The 24,480-nt window shown below is 36.6% G+C and carries 13 protein-coding genes; 8 read left to right on the top strand and 5 right to left on the bottom strand.

The window, feature by feature from the left end; all coding sequences use genetic code 11:
* The first annotated feature begins 30 nt into the window (after positions 1 to 30).
* Positions 31 to 1,479: a sodium:solute symporter gene (locus CA2015_RS14685; protein WP_048642580.1), complete on the top strand. Its 1,449-nt coding sequence runs from the start codon at positions 31 to 33 to the stop codon at positions 1,477 to 1,479.
* A gap of 371 nt (positions 1,480 to 1,850) precedes the next feature.
* Here the strand turns inward: CA2015_RS14685 and CA2015_RS14675 are convergent, their stop codons facing one another.
* Complete coding sequence (locus CA2015_RS14675; protein WP_048642578.1) at positions 1,851 to 3,248, bottom strand: arylsulfatase; 1,398 nt, start codon at positions 3,246 to 3,248, stop codon at positions 1,851 to 1,853.
* Positions 3,249 to 3,539: 291 nt separating this feature from the next.
* Here CA2015_RS14675 and CA2015_RS14670 point away from each other — a divergent pair, with 291 nt between their 5' ends.
* The 3 genes from CA2015_RS14670 to CA2015_RS14660 all read left to right on the top strand — a co-directional run bounded on the left by CA2015_RS14670 (position 3,540) and on the right by CA2015_RS14660 (position 5,907).
* Positions 3,540 to 3,956: a hypothetical protein gene (locus CA2015_RS14670; RefSeq protein ID WP_048642577.1), complete on the top strand. Its 417-nt coding sequence runs from the start codon at positions 3,540 to 3,542 to the stop codon at positions 3,954 to 3,956.
* A 399-nt stretch (positions 3,957 to 4,355) separates the two neighbouring features.
* Positions 4,356 to 5,228 (top strand): alpha/beta hydrolase, encoded by an 873-nt coding sequence (locus CA2015_RS14665; RefSeq protein ID WP_048642576.1) that lies wholly within the window; start codon positions 4,356 to 4,358, stop codon positions 5,226 to 5,228.
* A 424-nt stretch (positions 5,229 to 5,652) separates the two neighbouring features.
* Positions 5,653 to 5,907, top strand: a complete 255-nt coding sequence (locus tag CA2015_RS14660; protein WP_048642575.1) for a hypothetical protein — start codon at positions 5,653 to 5,655, stop codon at positions 5,905 to 5,907.
* A gap of 275 nt (positions 5,908 to 6,182) precedes the next feature.
* Here CA2015_RS14660 and CA2015_RS14655 read toward each other — a convergent pair whose 3' ends face one another.
* The 3 genes from CA2015_RS14655 to CA2015_RS14635 all read right to left on the bottom strand — a co-directional run bounded on the left by CA2015_RS14655 (position 6,183) and on the right by CA2015_RS14635 (position 13,583).
* The gene (locus tag CA2015_RS14655) at positions 6,183 to 8,333 is read right to left on the bottom strand and encodes a tetratricopeptide repeat protein (RefSeq protein ID WP_169786484.1); all 2,151 of its coding nucleotides are present in this window, start codon (positions 8,331 to 8,333) and stop codon (positions 6,183 to 6,185) included.
* A 2,434-nt stretch (positions 8,334 to 10,767) separates the two neighbouring features.
* Complete coding sequence (locus CA2015_RS14640) at positions 10,768 to 12,009, bottom strand: hypothetical protein (protein WP_157470485.1); 1,242 nt, start codon at positions 12,007 to 12,009, stop codon at positions 10,768 to 10,770.
* Between the two features lie 1,091 nt (positions 12,010 to 13,100).
* Complete coding sequence (locus CA2015_RS14635) at positions 13,101 to 13,583, bottom strand: hypothetical protein (RefSeq protein WP_048642570.1); 483 nt, start codon at positions 13,581 to 13,583, stop codon at positions 13,101 to 13,103.
* A gap of 322 nt (positions 13,584 to 13,905) precedes the next feature.
* Between CA2015_RS14635 and CA2015_RS14630 the strand changes: the two genes are divergently transcribed.
* The 4 genes from CA2015_RS14630 to CA2015_RS14615 all read left to right on the top strand — a co-directional run bounded on the left by CA2015_RS14630 (position 13,906) and on the right by CA2015_RS14615 (position 22,297).
* Complete coding sequence (locus tag CA2015_RS14630) at positions 13,906 to 14,187, top strand: helix-turn-helix domain-containing protein (protein WP_048642569.1); 282 nt, start codon at positions 13,906 to 13,908, stop codon at positions 14,185 to 14,187.
* Positions 14,184 to 16,943, top strand: a complete 2,760-nt coding sequence (locus tag CA2015_RS14625; protein WP_048642568.1) for an ATP-dependent helicase — start codon at positions 14,184 to 14,186, stop codon at positions 16,941 to 16,943. Before CA2015_RS14630 ends, CA2015_RS14625 begins: the two co-directional genes overlap by 4 nt.
* Positions 16,944 to 17,066: 123 nt before the next feature.
* Positions 17,067 to 19,013 carry a site-specific DNA-methyltransferase gene (locus CA2015_RS14620; protein WP_048642567.1) on the top strand — a complete coding sequence of 649 codons (1,947 nt, stop codon included), beginning with the start codon at positions 17,067 to 17,069 and terminating at the stop codon, positions 19,011 to 19,013.
* 2 nt (positions 19,014 to 19,015) lie between these two features.
* Positions 19,016 to 22,297: a DEAD/DEAH box helicase family protein gene (locus CA2015_RS14615; protein WP_048642566.1), complete on the top strand. Its 3,282-nt coding sequence runs from the start codon at positions 19,016 to 19,018 to the stop codon at positions 22,295 to 22,297.
* 29 nt (positions 22,298 to 22,326) lie between these two features.
* Here the strand turns inward: CA2015_RS14615 and CA2015_RS14610 are convergent, their stop codons facing one another.
* Positions 22,327 to 24,438, bottom strand: a complete 2,112-nt coding sequence (locus tag CA2015_RS14610) for an alpha/beta hydrolase-fold protein (protein ID WP_048642565.1) — start codon at positions 24,436 to 24,438, stop codon at positions 22,327 to 22,329.
* Positions 24,439 to 24,480: the final 42 nt, after the last annotated feature.

The raw sequence follows: 24,480 nt of genomic DNA, 5'->3' as shown, positions 1-24,480 counted from the left end.
GTATAAAAATTCTATTTTAAAAAGAGAACCATGAGTCCATTGCTCGTTTTTGGTGTGATCGCCATCTATTTTGCACTATTGTTATTGATTAGTTACCTCACATCACTGAAATCTGACAGCCAAACTTTTTATACAGGAAACAGAGAATCACCCTGGTTTTTAGTGGCATTTGGCATGGTAGGAGCCGCCTTATCAGGGGTTACTTTTATATCAGTTCCCGGAGAAGTAGGCAATACCCATTGGGCCTATCTGCAATTTGTGATGGGCAATATGGTGGGCTACGCTGTTATTGGACTGGTGCTAATACCACTGTTTTACAAGTTGCATTTAATTTCTATTTATGAATACCTGAAAACCAGGTTTGGACCCAAGGCCTATGTTTCCGGTGCAAGCATTTTTCTTATTTCTCAAACCATTGGTGCTTCGTTTAGGCTTTTTCTTGCCGCTACTGTTCTACAAATAGCATTTTTCGATGCCTTTGGCATTCCTTTTTACGGTTCTATACTGACCACCATGGTCTTGATCTGGCTCTATACTTACAAAAGCGGTATCAAAACCATCGTATGGACAGACACATTGCAAACCCTTTTTTTGCTTTTGGCCGTCCTTATTACCATAGTGGTAATCGGAAATCAACTTGGAGTGAGTGGTGGTGAATTGCTTGCTATAGTTAATAAAAGCGACCTTTCTTCCATTTTCGTTTGGGAAGGCAATACAAGTCAGAATTTCTTTAAAATGTTTGCAGGAGGTATTTTCATTACCATTGCGATGAATGGGCTGGACCAAAACATCATGCAGAAGAACCTAACCTGTCGCAATCAAAAAGACGCGCAGAAAAATATCTTATGGTTCTCCATTACCTTTTTCTTATCCAACCTTTTATTTCTGGGTTTGGGTGTACTGCTTTACCATTATGCTGAAATAAACGGCATAGCAATACCCAAAGCGACCGACGAGTTATTTCCTTACTTAGCCCTGAATCACTTTGGAACCTTGACAGGCGTAGTTTTCTTACTAGGGATTACGGCTGCGGCCTTCTCAAGTGCTGACTCCGCTTTGACAGCCTTGACTACCTCTTTCTGCATAGATATAGTCAAATTACCCGAGCGAAAAAACATCAATCAGGATAAAACCAGACGATGGATACATATTGGCTTTACTTTCCTGGTGTTTTTAACCATTGTGGTATTCAATGAGGTGAATGACAGAAGTGTGGTAAGTGCGGTATTTAAAGCTGCAGGATTTACCTATGGTCCTTTGCTTGGCCTATTTGCCTTTGGACTGAGCAATAAAATGGCCGTTAGAGACAAGTTTGTCCCTTATATTTGTCTTTTAAGCCCTTTCCTCTCTTTTATACTCGACTGGAATTCCGCCGACTGGTTCAATGGTTTTCAATTTGGCTTTGAAATATTACTCGTAAATGCGGCTATCACCTACATCGGCTTACTCCTTTCAAGCAAAGGAGCTACATCAGCGTAAAAGAGTAAAAGGCAACATAAATAAGGCAAATATCATAGAAAGGGTGAGGGTTACCCCAAATCCAAGCAAACGGAAAGGCAATAATATCAACCAAATTAGCGGGTAGAGCAATAAAACAATTATGGCAAGGGGCCAGCAAAGCACCAACAAAATGGCCCAAAGTATCATTCCGGTAAATATTCTCATGGATAAAATTGAATCTTTGAAAAGAATAAAGACCAATTAAGTGCCAAAAACCAAATAAGGCCTTGAACATCAATTCAAGGCCCTTAATACATTAAAGATGCTTTTCTTGCTACGGTTCCGTACAGAATTGTGTCCGAAAATGTACGGAAAAATACTTTCTTTTCACTTGAAATTATTGCGTCCTTTTACCAGTCTTTTTTCCAGATCGGCCCTCCTTTGTATACCTCTCCCACAGGATACCTTGGGGAAGGAATCACCATCGTCTCCATTAGCCTATCGATTTTTTTCACCAGTTCAGGATGATCATTGGCCAGGTTATGTTGTTCGGAAATATCCCTAGCTAGGTCATAGATTTCTATTGCTTGGCCCTTCCCTCTTCTGATTCCTTTCCAATTTCCAATCCTAACAGCCTGATCATACCTTTGTCGGGTATGTCCAAAATCCCAGTAGAGCACACGGTTATTTTCAGTAAGGACTTTCCCTTTCAAGGCATCAACTACAGAGATACCATCGATATTTTCAGGTATAGGCGCATTGGCCAAACCGGCAAAGGTGGGCAACATGTCCTGAAAGCCTATCAGCGCATCAGATTGTTGACCTGCAGGAATGACGCCTGGCCATGAGGCGATAAAAGGAACCCTTATTCCTCCCTCGTACATGTCCCGCTTGTACCCTTTTAATTGTCCATTGGTTTTGAATCCTTTCCATGTATTGCTATGTCCTCCATTGTCTGAGGTGAAAATAATTAGGGTATTTTCTCTAATCCCCAACTCATCTATGAGTTTAACGATTTTGCCCACATCTTTATCGAGACGGTAAATCATGGCTGCATATTTTTTAGCTGCTTCGGGCCAGTCTTTGTCCGTATAAGGATAGGTGGAAGGGACCGTAACACCGTGTTCATCTTCTTCGAGGGCCGAAAAATGAGGAAGGGTATAAGCAGAATAGAAAAAGAAAGGGTTCTTACTATTTTCACGGATAAAGTTTAAAGTGGCATTCGTGAGAACATCATGGCTGTAATTGTTTCTTAGGATGGGATTATCCGGCAATAGAATCTTTCTTTCGTCATGATCCAGGTAACTGGGGTAATAATAATGGGCATGGTCCTGATTTAAATATCCTGTCCAGGTATCAAAACCCATATTGGTGGCCCGGCCTTCCGTTTGGGCATCCCCCAAAGACCACTTTCCTACTCCTCCTGTTCTATATCCTGCCTCCTTTAACACTTGAGCCAAGGTGACATCTCCCTCATTTAAATAAGTGGGATAATGAGGCACATTGTCTCTGGCCACTGTATGCCCATTGTGTAAACCGGTCATAAGTACAGATCTGGAGGAAGTACAAACTGGCCCACCAGCATAAGCTTGACTAAACATCATGCCCTCATTGGCCAAGGCATCTATATTTGGTGTTTGGATCAATTCCTGACCATAAGCACCTAAATCACCATATCCCAAATCATCGGCCATGATAAAAATAATATTAGGCCTATCTCCATTATTGATTTGCTGTGCGGTAACAGTTTGGAAGCCTATCGATAAAATCAATAGTCCCATCCCCATGATATTCTTTAGTAAATGCATTAGTTTTAGTCTATTAAAAGAATAGTTTTATTTCCACCCTCAATACCTCAACGGGTTTCACTGCTAGTTCAAAGACAATATACCAATTCAGCTTGGATCATTAGAGGAGCGATTGTCTAATTCTCTCCGCTAATTTTATTAACCAATTGAAACACGGTATCCTTTAATACCCATAAAACCAAAATGTTCCCCCTCTCAAAGCATTAAAACTTAAAAAAATGGGGGGGTTTAAATCTAACCTCAACAAAACCAATTTTCTTTACGTCTTGGGTAAAACGAAAGATAAAAGCCATGAAAAACCCATTTACACTACTACTTATAGCCCTAATTTTTATTGTTTCCTGTGTGGAAGATCCTCTACTTTCTGCTTCCGACACAGGTCCTTTGCCTGTTGGCTCATGGAGCAATGTCTCCTATAATGAAACTGGGATGACTTTGGAAAAAGTAAATAAATTGCAGGACAACACTTATGGCTATCGTTTTCTTGGTGATGGCACTTTTATTCACCGTGCCAACAGCGGCTTTTGTGGCACTCCTCCTATTGTCACAAGTGATTTTGAAGGCAGCTGGACCAAAGACGGTGACATTCTAAATATTCAAGGTACTTTCTGGGGTGGAGAAACGGTAGAGGAATGGCAAATAATCTCTTCCGACAATAATGTCCTGACCATCAAAGTGCTTAAGAATGAACTAAAGATGGAGGAGTAAATTCCTAATAGGTAGTTCTAACAGGCAGGCTATTGGTTAGGTCTATATTTATTTTAGATCGAATTTTTAATGAAAGTTACCCTGAAGCAGAACAACTCAAAGCTGATTTAAATGAACGTTTTAAAAATTACACTCCCTCTTTTCAGTTAATTTTTAACCCGAAATATGCCATAGACCTTCTATTACATAATCCGGGTTTAACTCAGGATTTAAGAATTACAACTATTATTTTTTGGATACCCACCCTCTACCATTGCTATGATTAGCTATTGGTAGAATATTTTTTTTAGGGTATATTCAAGCCTCGTTTTCTTCCTTATCATAATTTATGTCGGGAATTTACAAACAAACCATTTTTAATATTGAATTGATCTTAAAAGTCAAGAACCTAAGCACCCCATGAAAATACAACTGCAGCCAATAAAGGTATTGTTTACAATTTGTTCCTTATTTTTCTCTCTTGTTTTCGTGGCGCACGCGCAAAAAGATGGGCTAATTCACATTTGGCCTGGCAAAGTACCAGGAGAGACGGCCGCCAAACAGCCTGCAGTCGTCACAGACAACAATAGTGGTGGAGTTACCCGGTTAACGGATGTCACCGACCCTACCTTAAAGGTATTCTTACCAGATGAAAATGTGAATAATGGAGCAGCCGTTATTGTTTGTCCTGGAGGAGGTTATAAAATCTTGGCCATCGATAAGGAAGGATATGAAGTGGCCGAATGGTTGAATACCTTGGGTTACACTGCCTTTGTACTGGAATACCGAGTACCGCAAAAACAAGATGGCGCTTTGAATGATATACAGCGTGCCATACGCATAGTTAGAAGTGGGGCAAGTGACTGGAAATTAGACCCGAACAAAATTGGTGTAATTGGTTTTTCTGCAGGTGGAAGTTTGGCCGCACGAGCAGGCACAAGGTACGATGAGGAAACCTATACACCTCAAGATGCCAAGGATAAAGTGTCATCAAAGCCTAATTTTGCCATGTTGATCTACCCTGCCTACTTGGACAAAGGAGAAAACAGAAGCCTAACCCCTGAATTGAAAGTAGACGAAAACACTCCTCCAATGTTTCTTTTTGCAACAGCTGATGACACGCATGCCAACAGTGCGCTAGTGATGGCAACCGCATTGCGAGACAACAAAGTACCTGTTTCCTTGCACTTACTACCCAAAGGCGGACATGGGTATGGACTAAGGGATGGCAACCCTGCCGGAGAATCCTGGCCAGCATTGGCTGAAACCTGGCTTAAAGGGATAGTAAAATAATCTAAAATCAAGGACTGTTAAATATAGAAAATGTCTTGGATATTTTTCTGAGAGAGCATTTGAAGCCATTACAAATGGCCGGTACAGAATGTTTTTAAAGTACATTTTTGATTAATATTAAGGTGTAATTGCAAATCACACCCAGCTGCGGCAGCTGAGCGAAGTCCATCAGTGGCTGAGTGAAATTGGAGCCAATCCTGTAATTGATGTACCCTCATATAAATCAAGCAGTTAGTCAAAGTAAAAAAACCAAAAGAAGTAACAGCTTCTAAGATAAGGTTTGCTTGGCCCTTGGGAATTACTTACTGTAACAATTGTCACCACTTTAATGAGGTAACCCTTCTACCTTTGTACAGAAAAATAAAGCTTAGCTGCGGGTCCTGCTTGGTGGTTAATGATTACATCAAAAACGAAATACTATAAAATGGTCAATAAAGAAGTCAAAACAACTAATAACCCTATTAATAATTGGCTTTTGGTAGGGATTATGTGTGCCTGGTTGGGATTGGCCCCCTTTTTTCCAGAGCCGCATATTTGGGGCAAGCTCAAATGGATTGCAGGAGGTGCCCATGGCATGCAATTAATCGATTGGGGAGATTTTTTAATGCATGGCTTCCCTTGGATTTTATTGGGCCGCCTTGTTTTTCTTAAATTCAAACCTAAGGCAGTAAAGGTTTGATAGGGTCGTTTGTAAGGTGATTTTTTAATGTTTACTGCGATAGAATTACCGACCCTGAGCGGAGCTGAAGGGGTAGGTAAAACGAATACGTTAACCTGGGGCTTGGCTCCGCTCAGCTGCCGGTAGACTATACCTTTGAGAACAGATTAATAGCAAACCATTACTAAAGGTCGTATCAAATGATTTACATAAAGCTATCAGCTTTTGATAGAAAGGTGTAATTGCAAATTATACCTAGGTGAGGATAACTGCGAGCCTAAATTCCTCAAGATAGCCTAGCTTTTTTTCTTACGCTTCTCATTAAAATCATCAACAACTTTTTGAAGGATTATAATGTTTTTATTTAAGTCCTCATCTGTATCATCCAATTGTTGCGCTTTTTTAAAAAAGAACAATGAATGATTGTACATTTCCATCCTCTTCAAATAAAGCCAGCCGAATTTTTTTGGGTATTCTAATTTTTTATTGGCCTGCTTTCCGATTTCATTTGCTTGTGCAGTACAGGTGAATCCCATCTCAAATAATGTATCAAAATCGTATTCCTGTAACTTTACTGCATGCTTATAGTTTGAAATTGACTTCCTGAAAATTTCTATGATCTCTAGGAAGATTTCGTCATATTTTTCAGGTTGATCTATGAAATTATTGATGTCGTTTTTAAGTAAGGTTGCTTGTTTACTGTACACAATTCCTAAATTATAATAAGCATCCACATTTTCAGGATTAATCTCAATTGCTTTTAAATAATAGTTTTCTGCTTCATCATAATTTTCATTGGCTTGTTCAAGTACGCCAATATTAAAAAACAATACATCGTTTGCGTTAGCTGACTTTTCCCCTTCTTTAAGTAGTTCTAAAAAACGGTCATTATTATTGAGTTTATTATAAATATGTGCTTCAGATATTATTAAATCATAGTTGTTAGGGAAATCCACTCTAGCTTTTTGAATAAGCGATAGGGCTTTGTCAAAATCCCCGCTTTCAGACAGAACTTGAGATTGCGAAATCAATTTTTGAATTTCTATTTTTTCATTTTCAATAAGAGCGGCTTTTTTTTCTTTTGCCAATTGTTCTTCAACAAAATCATCCGGATTTTTTCCGGTTAATTTTTTATCTCTTTTTAACTTATCTTTTACAAGTGCATTAGACGCTGAATTTTTAAATCCATATTTTGAATTTAAGAATTTATACAAAGGCATTTTTTCTTTCCCTTTGGTTCCATTAAATTCAATTTCATAATAATATATTTTTTCGTTTGTATTTTCCAAAAACAACTTCAATAGTCTGTCATCTTTTATGTACAATTGATCCCAAGCTAAATCTTTAACATAGTTTCTTCCAAAAAGCACACCCTTTAGCAATAACTTTTTGGTTTGATCATTGGCTGCTTTAAATAAATCAATGGCTTTCTTGTCATAATAGTCGCTGACATAATTTTGCCTTACGTAAAAAAATATTTCATAAAAAGGATCTAAAAATTTATTTGTTTCATTAGCGGCTAACATTTTTCGAGCTCTTTCACTCTTCTCTTCGTCAACAAAATTTCTCCAAAACTTGAACAATCCATATCCTGTTGATCCATGAACATTATTATTATGATAGCCCAAATCTGTAGACAAATCTCCTGCGAAATCAACCAGTTCATTTAAATTAGCATAATAAAACTCATTGATTAGCTCCATATTTTCAAGTTCCTTCTCATTTTTTAATAGCTGTGCGGTATTGTACGCTAATATTTTCCTTAGTCTATTTACTTGGTTGGAAAAAATTTCTGATTTTAAATTTTTATACCTTGCGTCACCTTCCTTTTCAATAAGCCAGTTTAAATTATCAATGGCTAAGTTTTCATAACTTCGTAATGTTTTTTCCTTTACAAGAAAGGCTGAATAATCTGTGGTATACAAGGCTTCGCAGTCCTTGTCTAAAGGGATTATTTCCTCAAGATATTCCCTTATGTTTTCATTTTTATTATTTACATTCCTAATCCTAGCTTGTTGAATATCGTTGGCAATACTTAAACCCACATTAACTATTTGAGTAGCTGCAGCTTCTAAATTTTGGGTATAAACTTGTTGTCTTTCTAAGGCGTTTTGGTAATGTGAATTGGCTGCACTTGTGCTACTTTGGTAGCTTGAGGAATTTGATTGAGAAGTTTCGTAGCCATTATTGTTGCTTACCGGTTGGTCGGAGTCAGTACTTGGAGTAGCTGATGCACTTTTATCATTCCTATCATTTTCACCTAAAGCATACATTTTAACCAAATGGAAATTTACTGCATCGATATAAGTGAGGCGCATATTTTTAATAGAAAACGCATTGCTTAAAAAAATCTCTTTAGCTCTCTCTCCACTTGGAAGATTTCGCTTGGTGTGTTCTGCATGTATATGACCCTCGAATATGTTTAGCCAATCTCCTCCATAGGTCATATTTCCTTTACTATCGAAGCCTATTGATGTAATAAAACTACTGCCGTCATAAAGGTCTACCACAAATCTTGGGTGTTGCACCCTAATCGCATTGTAGGCCTCTTCTCCTATTTGCTGCCTTGCATATTGTTTTCCTTCGAAATAAACGGTATTCCCTTTTTCAATGGTATAAGAAATATTGACCCATGGCCTGTCATTTTTTAAATAATAATTGAGCTTTAAGTTTACTGTTGCATCACATCCATTTTTCCCATTTTCAGGCTTCCACCGAAAAGTAGTTTCAAAAATTTTGCCACTGGTATTTTGTACAAATAGGAAAATATTTAAAAATGTAAATAGTAAAACTAAATAAGACTTATCAAATTTCATGGATCTGCTTTTTCTCTCATTAAATGCCTCAGGTAATATACTGAAATACTTTTAAAAAATATCACCGTAAAGTACAATTTAATTAAGTAGAAAGGATAAATAGCCATTAATTGAGCTTTTCCTTGGTTTGAATTTGAGGTGTAGGTCAAGTGTTTTAGCTTTGGGACCACTAGATTGGTTGCCGGCAATTAAATAAAAATAAGCTGCCCGGTTTATCCTTATTACTGCCCTTGCAAGAATCTGGAAAATATTTTATCTGCTTCCTATCTCATATCTAGCATCGACTTTAGTTGGCCATTGCAAATGGCCATTTTAGAATGGCTTACTAAATTTCAATAAGGTGGATAGAAAGGTGTAATTGCAAATTACACCTAGGTGGGGGGTTAAATGATGCTAATTTTACCTGAAATGAAACTTAGTTAGTTGATAGTAAAAAAACTATATAAAAAAACTATATTTACAAATATTAAGTGTCGAATAAATAATATTATTTTGGAATTAAAAATCAATTGAATTAATTAGACTCAATTATGGGGAGACTTTTAATAGGATTGATAAATTTAACTGCATCAATCATTACAATTCTAAACGTATATTTAGCCATACCATCTGTTTTCAAAAATTTTGAATTATCATACATCATGGAAATTACGGAGCGGAATTTCGCTCTAAAATTTGGGTTTATTTTGTTTTTCCAGTTTTGTATTGGATTTTTTCATTCTTCAATTTTGCTGCAGTTAAACCGCCTAACAAGTATTTTTTTAAGAAATGCATATTCATTATTCATCTTATTATTAGTAGGATGGCTTACAATTTTTAATGTTACTGAAATACTCTATTCCAATAAGGAACTAATTTCAAGCCTTCAATATTTTGGATTATTATTCTTTCTAATAATTTGTTATCTTATTCACTCAATAATTTTGCTTATGTCCCAAGATGCAGTCAGAAACTCAAAATCAACCGATAATTGGGCAATTTTTTTGGGCATTTTACTATTAGTTCTATATATGGTGTACTGGATAAATGGATAATATTGTGGCTAACATGATTCAAATTACATAAAATGATTTCCATATTTATTTCGCAACCCATGGGGAATGGGATTATTTACTCAGTTTATTCGTACTTATTATGGACCGGTTTCCCAAATGGGTTTTATAAATCTCCACAAAATGTAGAGTTTGCAACTACAACCTTCTATTATTTTCAAAAAAATGAAGTCCTCTAGTATTTCCACAATTCCACCCCTTCCGGGAATCTAATGAATATATTTCATCCATACTTAAGATACAATATATAAAACCACAATGTTCAATCTGTTTTTACAAATGCCCAAAAAAGGATTACGATTTCAAAGAAGGTTAGGAATACTAGGACGGCGTGGATATTGGCCCCAGTTAGGTGTAGTTTATGCCTTCGTGAGCTGGGTCTAGGCTTGTAACTACACCCTACAATCTTTTCCAATTTGCAATTGGAAGATGGACGGAATTACCAATAATCCACGGCTATTAAACCCTATAACTCAGACTAGATTCTGGCACTTAAACACCTATACTCTTTAGGTTTTTCTACGATTCCTGCCCTTACCGGATTCTCATGAATATATTTCATTCTACTTTCGATTAATTATGGTTGAAACCGCTCAATAGCATGGTTTTCATGTGTCCAAAACTGCATTTTCCCGGATCGTTTATTAAATTTTGCATGATACGAAAAATTCATCACATCCATTTCTTGCTCGAAAACACATCCCCAAGCCTACCTCCCAATTTGTTAAAAAATACGACATTTACTAATCGTAGATTTGATAAGCCTTTATAACAATTTAAAATAGTTTATCTCCACAGGAATTACAAATAAATACTAACCGTTTATAGAACAAAGCTTGGATCAGTTTGGAGGCCATTTTCGAGCATTAGCCTTATAATGGTCAGAATTTTAAATTTTCATTTACTAGGAACTGCTTTAGTATGTCATTGCATATGACCTAAAGAGGATTCACTTCTTCAAAGAAGATTAGGAATACAAGAATGTAGTGAGTAAATCTCCCAGCTTGATGGAGTTAATAATATTTTGTATGATAAAACAATGGAACAGATAATCCGACATTAAAAACGCTTCGATAATAGTCGGGATTCGAATTAATAGTATACCTAGCCAACACTTGAATATACTTAAAACTTAATTTAGATGCAAAACTAGCAAAATAATATAAGGAAAAATCTTGAAAAGAACTGTTCTTTGAAATTGATTCAATGTTGCTATCATGCATCTCATATGAATACCTATTTATAAAGGTTGAACTAATACCAAAATCAAAAGCAAATTTAAAAGCAAAACTCGAATCATGATTATACTGGTTATTATTAAAATTAAGAGGAACTTCCAATCCGTATGACAAATCTATATTTCTAAAAGAATAGCCTTTATTATCAGAAAAAACAGAATCAGCACTGGAAGAATCATATAAAAAACTAGATTGACTTGATGATAGAACAATTGATTTTACTCCTCCATTAATACCTAAATCTTGTTTAAAATTAAAAAATAATTTAATATTGTAAGGAATTATAGGATAAATTAAATCACCATAATCAAAATCGGATCGCCCTATATACTTATACTTTTCACCTACAGGAAATCCTAATTCGAGACTCACAGGATTGAATAATTTTGTGACTAATAAATTAGAAAGTTTAATCTTTTTGTTATACCCTAGCATTTGAATATTTTCTTCCAAATTAACATTTATATTTTCTCCTGTTTTTTCTAATTCAATAGTATAAGCAAGAAGCCCCCTAATTAGAGGATCGTCAATTTCATCATATAACTTCCTTTTTTCTAATATTTCAACAATTTCTAAAAACCATTCATCAAAACTTTTACCCTTATAACCATCAGAAATACCCGCTTTAATTACATCAATAGCGCTTTTTAATTTCCCATCGTTTAATGCCTCATCTAACCCGACTATAAATGCAATTATATTAGAATTTCTTCTTATCCTATTTTGCTCACGCATAATATCCAGTCTATACGAATTTAAATCATAATCCATTACAATATTTGATTTCCTAATATCAGATTTATCGCTTGTAACATTTAGCAAAGTTCTTTCCTTCTTGGGCTGAATATATAGTGTATCAACTGTTATATTATTTATATTAGAAACTATATACCGTAAAGTATAATCTGAATTATTTCTAATAATAACTTTATCATTATAAATCCTAGCTTTTTGAGCAATTACGTTTTGATTTAGTAAAATCAAAATAAACATTTTTGTGAATATAATTATTTTCATTGTTATAAATTAAGAAATCTTTTAGCCTATTCGCACATTAAATAAAACGAAACATCTTACTTTCATATTATAAAAAAAAGTATCCTTACCAAAATATAAACTTAAACTTGAGTTATTTGACCTATAAAAACAATACTCAATTTTTAACCATTAAAGTCCATCTCCTGATTAGTGAATTATTGATAAAAGCAATTTTTCACACACCTAATCTTTCGGGTATCTTTTTACCAAATCTCTTAATTTGAAACTAACCCAAAAAAGAATAAAAGCCCCTCCAATAAATTTTAATAATTCCAATATTTCATCCATTACTAAATTTAATAATTTTTAAGAAAAATCAAAAGCTATAGAAATATTAAATTTTCATTAATCCTTTCATTTTCAGAGTGAAATAAAGAAATTAAATATAAAATTGGCCAAGAAGGACATCTAAATATTAAATTAAAATAGGTGGAAAATGTCCTTAAAATATACTTTTAGTAAAGCTGTTTTAAATTCTTTATTAAAAAAGAGGGACTTCTTAAGTCCCCTCCCCCACTTAAATAGTCCTCTCCCCCACTTATGAAGTGGGGAGTACCACCTAAAACTGACAAGCTTGAAGTTCTGAACTCAATTGCTGAGGTTCAGAAGTGGGGATTTGAACCTTAGAATTAGTTATTTTCACTAAAAAATGACAATCATAGTGTTTTAAAATGAAAAGACTGACAATTTTACAGGGTTTATCAGATTAATAAACTAAATTAGGGGACTTCGAAAGTGGGGGGAGGTACTTCTGAACTAGGTATGTCAGGTTTTTTTATTCAATCGTCCAGTTCAGAAGTGGGTATTTGAGCTTATTAACTATAAAATTTGATCTTTTTGGCAGACAATTGAGGCTCAAAAATGATCAAGGAATGCAAAAACTGACAAAAGTGAAGTTCAGAACCTTATCCTTAAATAAAAAAATCTAACTAAAACATTTAAGTACTCAGTAATATAAATTTAACAGTGATGTTTTTTTAATAATCAGGTAAAATAAAATGGGTCCAGCCTGAAGAATTTTGACTGCACCCATCAATTAATTGTAGGTGACATAAGCTAAATTATCGTGATTATACTTCTGAATCATTTGATAAACCATTTCCTGATTTTTCAAATCGTTGTTTAAGATCCTCATAAATAACTTTTGCATCAACAGCATTAACTTTGGCACCATACTTAACGGAATTATAATAGCTTAGTGCACCAACATAGGCCTCTGAGCCAGCCATCATTAAGGTGTCACTTAAATTGCTATTTATCTGCTGTATATCCCTTAGCAAAGGCATAAATTCTTTTGCTAATTTCCAGTCTTTGTCCATCTCTTCCATATTTAGATAAGGAGGCAAAAATTGAGTATCTTCTTGGGCATAATCCATTACTTTTTCCACAAATGGAATAGTTCCATCACTTACCTTAGGTAATGTTTGTCTTTCAGATGGACTTAAAGCAATAAGGTGAGGTGCTAGAAGGGTTTTGAGTCTTTCCAGAGAATCTTTAATAATTTGAAGATCTTCATCTGGAATTTGAATAGAAACTGAATTTTTCGTACTCATAATAAAGATTTTTATAATGAAACATAATTTCAACAATTAAAATACTTTTTTATATTGTAAAACACAAATTATTAAGCATGAAATAAACTATTTTATTAATATTAGACTATATTTTTACTTTATTTGAAATAAAACCCTACTCTAACATCCTTAATTATTTAATTCAAATAATTATTTTTTTCTAAGCTTTCAAATATCTTTAAAAAATTCTGATATTACCTAACTCAGATATTTAATAATTATATTTCTATATATTTGGCTTTGCTAAATTCATACTTCTTTTTTATCTTTAGACAATATTTGTCAAGTCAATGAATAGCAAATGAATTACTTAGGGACAAGGCTTAGAGAATTAAGAGAAGAGAAGGAACTTCTATTGAGACAATTGGCAGCAACGCTAGAAATAGACACTGCCCTACTAAGCAAAATTGAGCGTGGGGACAGAAGAGCTAACAGAGATTTAGTTGAAAAAGCAGGAATAGCACTCTCAGCTAAAAAGGATGAGTTAATCATACTATGGCTAGCAGACAAAATAGATGATGCAATTGAAGGGGAACCATTGGCAGAGCAAGCACTGAAATTAATAGAAAGCAAAAAGCAATGATGCAATACACTAAATATCAAGAGGAAGCGATAAACACAATCGATCAGAATCTTCAGATCATTGCTTGTGCTGGATCAGGCAAAACGCAGGTTATATCTCAGAGGATAGTTAACATTTTGAAATCAAAGGATGATGTTAACCCTTCGAACATAATAGCATTCACTTACACTGAAAAAGCTGCTGCGGAACTAAAAACTAGAGTCCTCAAATTGTGTCGTGAGCAATTAGGAGACATACAAGGTCTTGCTGAAATGTATATTGGTACGATACATTCCTGGTGCCTGCAAGCTATTCAGGATAATATCTATGAATACCAAAAGTTCTCAGTTCTTGATGAGATCAAGTTGAAGTTGTTTATTGACAAGCACTATCAGCAAATTGGGATGGCGGATGTTGGTATGGATAGATACACTGATACAGGCCGTTTCATAGCCATCATGAGTATTCTTAGAGAGGCTGAAATTACGGATGGAAAGGAACTCGATCAGGAATGGATCGATGCTCAGGGGAAGTATGAGCAAACATTAAAGTCAAGTGCATACTTCGATTTCACTATGATTATGACTGAGGCAATCTTAAACCTCAGAAACAATCCCGATTTCAAAAATAAGATTCAGGAAAAACTCAAATATCTAATTGTAGACGAATATCAGGATGTTAACCCAATACAGGAAGAACTTATTTTTAATCTGGCAAGCTTGGGAGCTAATATTTGTGTAGTTGGTGATGATGACCAAACAATATACCAATGGCGTGGTGGAGATGTTAGATACATTCAAACGTTCAGTGATAGGTATCCCAACGTTCACTACATCAAGTTGGAAGATAATTTCAGAAGTACTAAAGGTGTAATTGATGCCGCATTAAAATGCATCCTCAATAATACAGACAGGCTTCCAAAAATAATGAATGCCTCAGGTCACCAGAAATATGACTTGAATGACATTATATACAATCAGTTTGATGAACTAGATCAAGAGAACCAATTCATAGTAGATACTATACGAAAAGTTCGTAGTGAAAGTGAAGGCATTGCCTTTCAGGATAAAAAAGACTCCAAGCTAAGGGGGATTGATTATTCTGACATGGTTATACTTATCCGCACCTGGCGTAAGGCTGAGTCAATAATGCATGCTTTACAAGACAACAATATACCATTCGTAGTTAGTGGAGTTAATGAGCTTTTTCAAAGACCTGAGATAAAGGCTGCAAGAGCTTTATATGAATTTCTAAGTGACGAACTTGAAGAAGACTCCTTAAAGCTTTATTGGGAATCAGTATCGGACAATATTGATGAAGAAAGCCTTGATTTTGCCATTGCTGAATTAGCCAAGAAAAAACCTAAACCGAAAACCTATTATGCCACCTTCTCTATTCAGGGGATATTTTGGGATTTCATAGAGAATGCAAAACTAACGGAAGAAACATTTTTTGACCCTGGTCATGACGGTGTAATTGGCAATGAGATTAACGAGGTGATTTTCTACAATCTTGGGATGTTCAGCCAAATGATTAATGATTTTGAATCTATTCACTTTACCGATAAACCCTCATATCGCCTTAGAGGATTTCTAAACTTTCTGAGGTATTCAGCAGACGGTTACTATCCAGAAGGCTGGCTAAATAACTCATACAAAACACCAAATGCCGTACAAATAATGACAATATTCCAATCTAAAGGATTGGAGTTTCCAGTAGTCTTTATTCCTGGCATGAACAAAAACTACCTCCCTGTTAAAAAGCCAGGAGGCAAACAGATCTGGCATTTCATTGATAAGGAATTGATTAAAGATCAATATAGGTATGAAACCAATGTTGAGGACGAAAGACGACTTATGTATGTGGCAATTACACGTTCTCAAAAGTATCTCTTTGTATCTAGGTCGAAAGAAAACCGATTATATCAAAAAGAGTCCGTCTTCTGTAAAGAGATCAGTAATTCAGACTACCTAATATCTACAACCTCGTTTGACTATTCTGACAAGCTAAAAGCTACACCAGAATCCAAGAAAGAAACCAACTCAATACTTCTAAATTTCTCTGTACTCAAAGCTTATTTTGATTGCCCTTATAGATTCAAATTGATTTCTTTATATGGCTTCAATCAGCCTATTTCCGCACAAGTAGGTTACGGTCAGTCGTTGCATAACATTCTAATGGAGATGCACCGGAGACACTTAGATGGGGAAACTATTGATGAATCACAAATTGCACAATACGTTGATAGACACCTTCACCTACCTTATGCACATGATCAAATCTTTGAAGATGTTAGAGAAAGCTCCATTCAGGTTAGCTATGATTATTTAGCGGAGAACAGAGAAGATTTTGACAGTATAGAATACGCTGAAAAGGAAATTCAAATTGACCTGGGTGACGGAATAATGGTCAACGGCAGAATGGATTTGATAAAGAAGAAAGACCTGGACGGCAACTTCATTACCACCATTGTAGATTTTAAGAGCAAAGATGATGTACAAGCTAGAGAAATAACCATGGAGCAGCTATCCATGTATGCACTTGGCTACAAAGAATTAACGGGTGAAACTGCTAATTACTTACAAATCTTCTCGCTTGATGAAGAGCAACATAGAAAACATACACAACCTTTAGCGAACGACAAGATTGCAGAAATTAAAACTAAAATCGTGAGTTCAGCCAATGATATAAGAGATAATAAATTGGACAAAACCCATGATCCTAAAGCCTGTGCATCTTGCTATCAACGGAAGCTATGTTCGGGTGCAAAAGTTTAAAATATGGAGTGGTATGAAATAATATTAGCAATAGCAGCATGATTAGTTGGCCTTTGGCTATATGGCAAAAGGTACGGTTACGATAAAAGGAAAAGAAGAAACAAAAGATATTAAAAGTCAAAAATGGCAAAGCAATACAAAGGATCATTAACCCTTGAGTGGTTTAACAAACAAAAGGCTATCATTAGCCTTAGTGAAAATGACATTAAATCTTCCTCAGACACACCTTCTCCTCGTATAAACTGGATTAACAAGGAAGAAGCACTTTTCTATGATCTGTCCTCAGAAAATGGTGTTGGTAATACGCCTTATTGGGTAGATCGTGACGACATCAGAGTCAAAGAGTCCAGACCTCTTTCATTTCAACAAGCGTATCGTTCCTCTTTAGTAGATAAAGCCGGATCTATTCCTGGAACCAGTCAAGTATTTAAAGTAGAAGAAATTACTGTTGAAGAAAAAGCAAACGATATAGACAACATGCTTATCAAAGGGGATAATCTCTTAGCCCTAAACAGTTTGAAGAAGATATTTAGTGACAAAGCTGATACGGATAAAGTCAAATGCATCTACATTGACCCTCCCTATAATACCGGTAAAGCGTTTGAACACTATGAAGATAATCTCGAAGCGTCAACTTGGTTGACAATGATACGTGATCGAGTTTCATCACTTCGGGAACTCCTTAGATCTGATGGTGTATTATTTATTCAACTAGACGAGAAATTTATTTTCCATCTAAAACTCCTCCTCGATGACGTTTTTGGTAAACACAATTTTGTGAATTTTTTCACTATAAAGACCTCTGACCCATCGGGTTTCAAAACGGTTAATCCTTCACCGTACGATGGTGCTGAGTATATTCTAATGTATGCAAAATCCAAATCAGAATATAAATACGAAACAATTCATGTCTCCTCGGATCATGATTTTGGTTACAATCAGTATATAAAAAACATTGATTCCTATTACACCAAATGGGAAGTAATTGGAGTTAACCAATTCATTGCAGAACGTGAGGGGCATGAAAACACTCGTGCCGCTAAAAAGGCACTCGGTGAAGTGGTATTTAATTCTCTTGTTTCAGAGTTTGCTATTAAAAACGCCAGGTCAGTATTTCAAGGTACCGCAATAGGAAATGATGCTGGTTCTGATATAATAGAGTTGAGGAACAAATCAAAGAGTAAAGCCAATGAGTTTGTGAAGCTAGCCCGTGATAACGGAGCAATCGAATATGCTTACAATGGGCGCCAAGTTTATTTCTATTCTAATAAGGTTAAAAATATTGATGGAAAAATAACTCCTACTAAACAGTTGACTAATATTTGGTTGGACATCCCTTATAATGGAATTTCTGCAGAAGGCGGTGTTAATTTTAGTGAGAGCAAAAAACCAGAAAGGTTAATTAAACGACTGCTTCAAATTGCAAACGTTATGCCTGGTGATATTGTAATGGATAGTTTCAGTGGGTCAGGAACTACTATTTCAGTTGCACATAAAATGGGAGCTAAATGGATTGGAATAGAAATTGGTGACCATTGTGATACACTCATAATCCCAAGACTAACAGCAATATTGGATGGTTCAGATCAAAGTGGAATTTCTCAAGAATCTGAATGGAAAGGTGGTGGTTCTTTCAAGTACTATCATCTAGGTCAGTCGATTATCAGCGTTGATTCCGAAACTGGAAAGGGTGAGTTTAATTGGTTATTAGGTAAGAAGTTTATACAGGAATCCCTCCTTCTTTCCTATGACTTCATTATACAAGATGATATTAACCTGTTCCCATCGCAATTATTTCAGGATGAAAAGGATAAACCAACACTAGGCAAGATTTCTAATAACAATAAATCAATATATGGAGTGGCATTTCTTGCTGACCCAAAAGACTCTAATCTGACTATCAACAATGAAGAGGTAAAAACAATCTATTCTACACTGAGAAAGCAAGATGACTTCAAAGCACTTGTCATTTACACCAATAAAGGAATTGACATTGCACAAGACACTATTCCCGAAGATTTAGATATAATCAAAGTTCCACATGCAGTATTTGCTGAATTAGAAAGGTAGTTATGGCTAAGAAAGTAGAAAAACCTTATTATCAGCAGTTTCAACGTGTTCTGAATTCCAAGTTAGAAGATGTTAAGTCTCAAATTGAGCCTTCAGATACGGTATTATTTGATTCGTTATCTCCTGACGCCTCCTTTTTAAAATCGCTGGAATCGGGAGTTACTAAGTTTCCACTTCGCTACTACCAAAAGGAAGCTATTTATACACTTCATCATATCTATAAGCAATCAATTGATGTTTGCAGATCACCAGAGGATGTTCAGAAAAACCTATTACGTCAGAAAAATTATGACCACATTAAACCTCTTTTAGAGAAGGTAAATAGTGAAACAGGTCGCAAAGCCCCCTTTATAGGCTTTGAGATGGCTACTGGCTCAGGAAAGACCATGCTCATGGGTGCATCGGTCTACTACCTTTTTAAGATGCATAATATCAAGAACTTCTTGATAGTGACCCCATCTTCTACGGAGATATATAAAAAGACAATTCGAAATTTTACCAAAGGCAGCAAAGACACGGTTTGGAATGATGACATCCCTTTCAAATTCAACTTGATTAACGGTGATAACTTCAAAGACACAAAAGACCTTTATCACTCAGATACGGACGCCAATATCTTCATTTTCAATATTGACAAGTTTGGAACCAATGCAACTCAAACTAAGAAGAATTGGGAAGGCTCAATCTGGAAAGACAAAGAAGGCAATACCATAAGTCTTTTGGACTTTTTAGCAAATGAGGATCTGATCATAATTACCGATGAAGCACACCACGCCCAGAGCAGAAAAGCGAAATCAGTAATCAACGAATTTCAGCCCTTGGCGGTAGTTGAATTTACCGCTACAGCAGTAGAAACAGAGACCAACAAGAATAAGAAGAATCAAACAATTGTCTACAAGTATGACATTAAACGATTTCTAGAGGATAAGTATGGAAAAAGAGTAAAGGTCTTAGCTCTTCCAGGCGAAGAATCCAAGCCAAAGGGCAGAGCAAACGAGCTATCTGATATTGAAAAATATAAGCTCCAAACATTCTTCCTGGTACATCTTCTAAAAAAGAAAGCCATTACTCAGGACATTAAGTGTCGTGATTTAAAGTGTATTGGATTCGTGAAGGTAAAGAATGAAATAACTTTCGCAGAAAAGGTCGAGAAGTACATTAAAGAAGAACTATCCAATGACACTGGCAGCCTAGAAGTAATCATTGAAAAAGCAAAGAAAGAAGATACTGAAACAACCAATCTAATACTTGAAATGTATGAGTCTGACTTTGGTTCAGACCTCTCCAAATTACAAGAAGCTATTAGCGAATGTGCTTCTAATTCAATATTGCTTCATTCTCAATCAGACAAGTTGGTCAAAAAGTCTTTTGATGATATTCAAAAGAACAAAGTTGAGATAGTCATTTTCATTGATATGCTCAATGAGGGAATAGATATGCCTAACATATATTCAATGGTGGTAATCAATGATAAGGCAACTGATTTCAAGACTTCTGTCAAACAGATTGTTGGCCGTGGGGTAAGGTTAAATAAAGAGCAAAGAGAACACGATGAGGTTGATGACAATGACCTTCTCACCCACTCTGAGAAGCTGCACATCATTTGTGATAAAGGGGCTTCTTTTGAGGAGGTTGTCTTGCAAATACAACATGAGTTTGGCCTTAATGACAAAACGTTCTCAATGGAACGTGGTGAAGAACATACCATCGACAATCCTGTAAAAAAGGAAAGGTTAAAAGGCATTCAGATTCCTAGAATTAAGATAGACTTCAAACGGAAGCAGGGAGTATCAATAAAGGACGTTATTGAAAACTATGATAAGATCATAGAAGATTATACAACCGCCAATTGCTTTAATAGGTCAATAGCGGAAGAACCAGCAAGTTTTATTAAATACACCCCGGAGAGCTTCTTCACAGAAGTTGATCTTTTCACAGATGAAAAGACCTTTCATAAAATGGGTGAAGAACAAAACTGGAATTATGATGAGTTAGAAATAACTGACAAGGATATTAAAGAAATCTATGGCAGGGTATTGTCCAAATTAAAGCCTATTCCAGACGTACCAAAAACCTACAAGATTTTTCAAGAGTATGGCAAACTTCTAAATGAATCAGGATTGCATTTTTACAATCTCGATGACATTGACTACAAACTTGCCGTTCAGAGGTTTAAGGACAGTTTCGTTTACTTCTACATCCACTATGTTGAAAACGAATATTTTGAACTTGATCTCGACACCCTAGATTCCGAGTCAAACAGTTGGTTACTCCAAAACGAGTTTAAGTCCACAAAAATCAAAGTCCGTAAAAAGGACATTGAAAACACACTGAGATCATCCACTGACGAAAAAGAATTGATCGCCAGAATCAAAGATGGTTACTATTTCTATGGCTATGAAAACTCTGCGTATGACTATGACAAATTTGATTCATTGCCAGAAAAACAACTTGCAGATTACATCAATCATTTGATTGAAATAAATCCTAAGGGTGAGCCATTTTGGGTTCGTAACGAAAGAAACATATTCTTTGAGTACGGTACACACAAATATTACCCTGACTTCATATTCTTCTATAATAAGATCATCTATGTCATTGAGATCAAGGGTGAAGCATTTTCAAACGTCAAGAAGAACCGTCTGCTATTGGAACTCAATAATGTCCCTGGCATGGGCAAGGTAGAAAACTACAAAGGTGTTGTTGTCTTTCAGGTTCAAATGTCTAAACTAAAAGACCTTACTAAATCATTTGATGACTTTGTACATGAAGCAGAGGCATACTTTGAACAGGTACAATCCAAATCGTCTTTAATTCCAGATTCGGAGGTTGATGAAACACTCAAATTCAAAACATTCATCCCTGCCTATGATGCATCAAGAGCATATAAGAAGTTTATTCAGAAAAAGGATTCAAACCCCAATGGTTGGATAGAAGTGAAGAAGAAGGACTATCCTGAAACTGTCTTTGCAACTATGATTAAGGATGAAGACTTAGGGGCGGAATTGAAAAACAAATGGATACTTTTTAATGCTGATACTTCTAATTCAATTGAAAATTTTATTGCTAAAGAAATATTATGTTACCACCCATTGATTAAAGATGAATTTTACAGTAAAAAAACTACAATAAAGGTACTAGATTTACAGAAAATTAAATTAAAAGTTGGATTATTTGACCAAACAATTAATACTATCCACCTTTTGGACGTACACGGGAATATCAAGATTGAAATTTCAAATGATTTAAAAAAACTTGAAGTAATAGGAATCAAATATCTATGATAGATCACAGTTAGACATACTTTTTAGAATCAAATCCAAAATTTAAAACTCCCCACCTTCACCCTTCTAAAATGAAATTGATTGGCATAGATGGTGGCATTGGAGGTACTGTCATTTTTATCATTGTAGAGGCTTTCTGCCCTTAGACAGAGGTCCAGTTCCTGGTTTTTGGGGCTGTCCGGGGAAAGGGTAATGGGGGTGGTTTCACTTGTGCAGCTGGCCTGATTGAGTCGCTCCAGGTAGTGCATGCTGTTTACACTTGTATAAGGCTGTGCCGGATGGTTGAGCAGGTAAGTGTGGTGAAAGGTATTGGTGTCTTTGGGGGCCAGGCCCTGTGGCAGGCGCAGGTAGAAGAGTACTTCTTCTCCCACTTCCCAGATGCCATTGCCATTGCCTTCTCCCCCTGACAAAGTCTCAAAAACAATGCTATCCATCCCCTGCTGGTAGATCGGTACTTCGGGCACGGTTCTACCATCCAGAAGGATCAGGTCTCCCCTAGGGCTGTACACGGCTTTGGGGGCGGCAAAAGCCATTATCCTAAGGGTATCGGCCACTTGACGGTCTGCCCTGATCACAAAGTCTACTCCGGCCACAAAGCTGGAATCGGAATAGCGCCCAAAGGTAAATTGAAAGGCCTGCTCGCTATCGATCGCTGCTTTGGCTTCCAGGGCTGAGATGGTGATTTTTTCGGGGCTTATTTTTAAATGGGGATGCTGGGTAACCGGGATGATCTCGATTTCTTGTGCGGGGGCATTGCCTATATTAACCAGGGAGAAACTCAAGCTTTCTGTTTTTCCCTCCTCAAAATAAAAATGCTCCTGGTTGTTGGGAAATACCATGCCTAGTTGGGCTTTTGGCTCAGCTTCCCTGTTGATTCCCAGCCAATGGCCTCCACCGGACAATGCAAAGTCCAGCTTTCCTTCTTTGTCTGCGGATACAAGGTTGTCTGCTTCAAAAGCATGCGTAGAAAGATTGAACGATCGCAGAAGGTAGGTTTCCTCGGGCGCATAGCTTCCTGCCGTACTGCCAGCAATGGTTTCTTCCAGGACGATGGGTCCATCAGGAATAAAAGTTCGGGACAAAATCTTTAATTTGTTTGCAGACGCATTTTCTATCAAGGTTAGGGCCGGAATTTCTCGCTTGATCTTAAAAGTATTTCCGAACACTTCGAAATTGTCAAAACCCGGATTGACATGGTTCCATTTTGCAGGCAGCGCGGGTGTCTTGGCAAATTCATTGCGGTGAAAATCAAGTTGCTGTTCGGTATCTGCTGTCCAGTGATTGGGGTAGTCTGCGGTATGGGTTTCAAAATGGCTAAGGTCCGCACTTCCAAAAAGCTGGGTCATGTGCCAGTTGTTGTACTTAAGCCAGTCCCCATCGGTCTTGGTCAATCGCACGGCCAAACCCTTTAGGGAGCGGTGCATTTCAAGGACGGGGAAAACCACCTGTCGGCCTTTAGGGCCGTAGTAAGGGAGGTTAGCGGCAGGATCGAAAGCACTGACGGAGGCCACCAGGTCTTTGTTTTGTCCGGCTACATAATAGGAGGTCAAGCCGCCCATGCTCAGGCCTGTGATGGCTCTTTTGCTGCGGTCAGGAATGCTTCGGAAATTTTGGTCTACATGCTTTACCAGTTCCCTGAAATGGGCGCTAAAATCCCAGCCCCAATGTTCCCGCTCGGTTTCATGGGCACGTACATAATCATAAGGAAGGGCGTTTCCATAGGGTATGCCTTCCCGCTCCTTTTTACCAGGGGATAGATTGGGTTCATAGCCATCCCAGGTGACGATGATCAGGTTATTTTCCTGGGCATATTTTTTCCATTCCATCACAAAGGGAGGTTCCAATCGGCCGTTTTCCGGATAGTGTACATCGTCTTCCAGGTCGTAAGCATCCCATTTGTACCTGCCCCCATAGCCATGAAAATAATACACCACCGGGTATTGCTTGTCCGGTTGCTCAGCATAATCTCCCGGCAGATAGATCCTGTAATTTCGCTCGGTAGCGAAAGCATCACTGTAGAAGGAAACGTCCTGATAGGGTTCGGTTTTTGGGGTTTCGCAGGCCAGGAGGCTTAGCAGGGCGAGGAGTATTGTTAATCCTTTGCAGGACAGTAAATGGCAGAGTGGTTGGTTGAAGGGCATAGTGGCGTTTTTATTGATGTTTGAACCTCGATGTTAGGTTTG

The organism is Cyclobacterium amurskyense (genome assembly GCF_001050135.1).
Lineage (GTDB): Bacteria > Bacteroidota > Bacteroidia > Cytophagales > Cyclobacteriaceae > Cyclobacterium > Cyclobacterium amurskyense.
The sequence above is the reverse complement of the archived record's forward strand: the minus strand, read 5'-3'. Positions and strand labels throughout refer to the sequence as shown.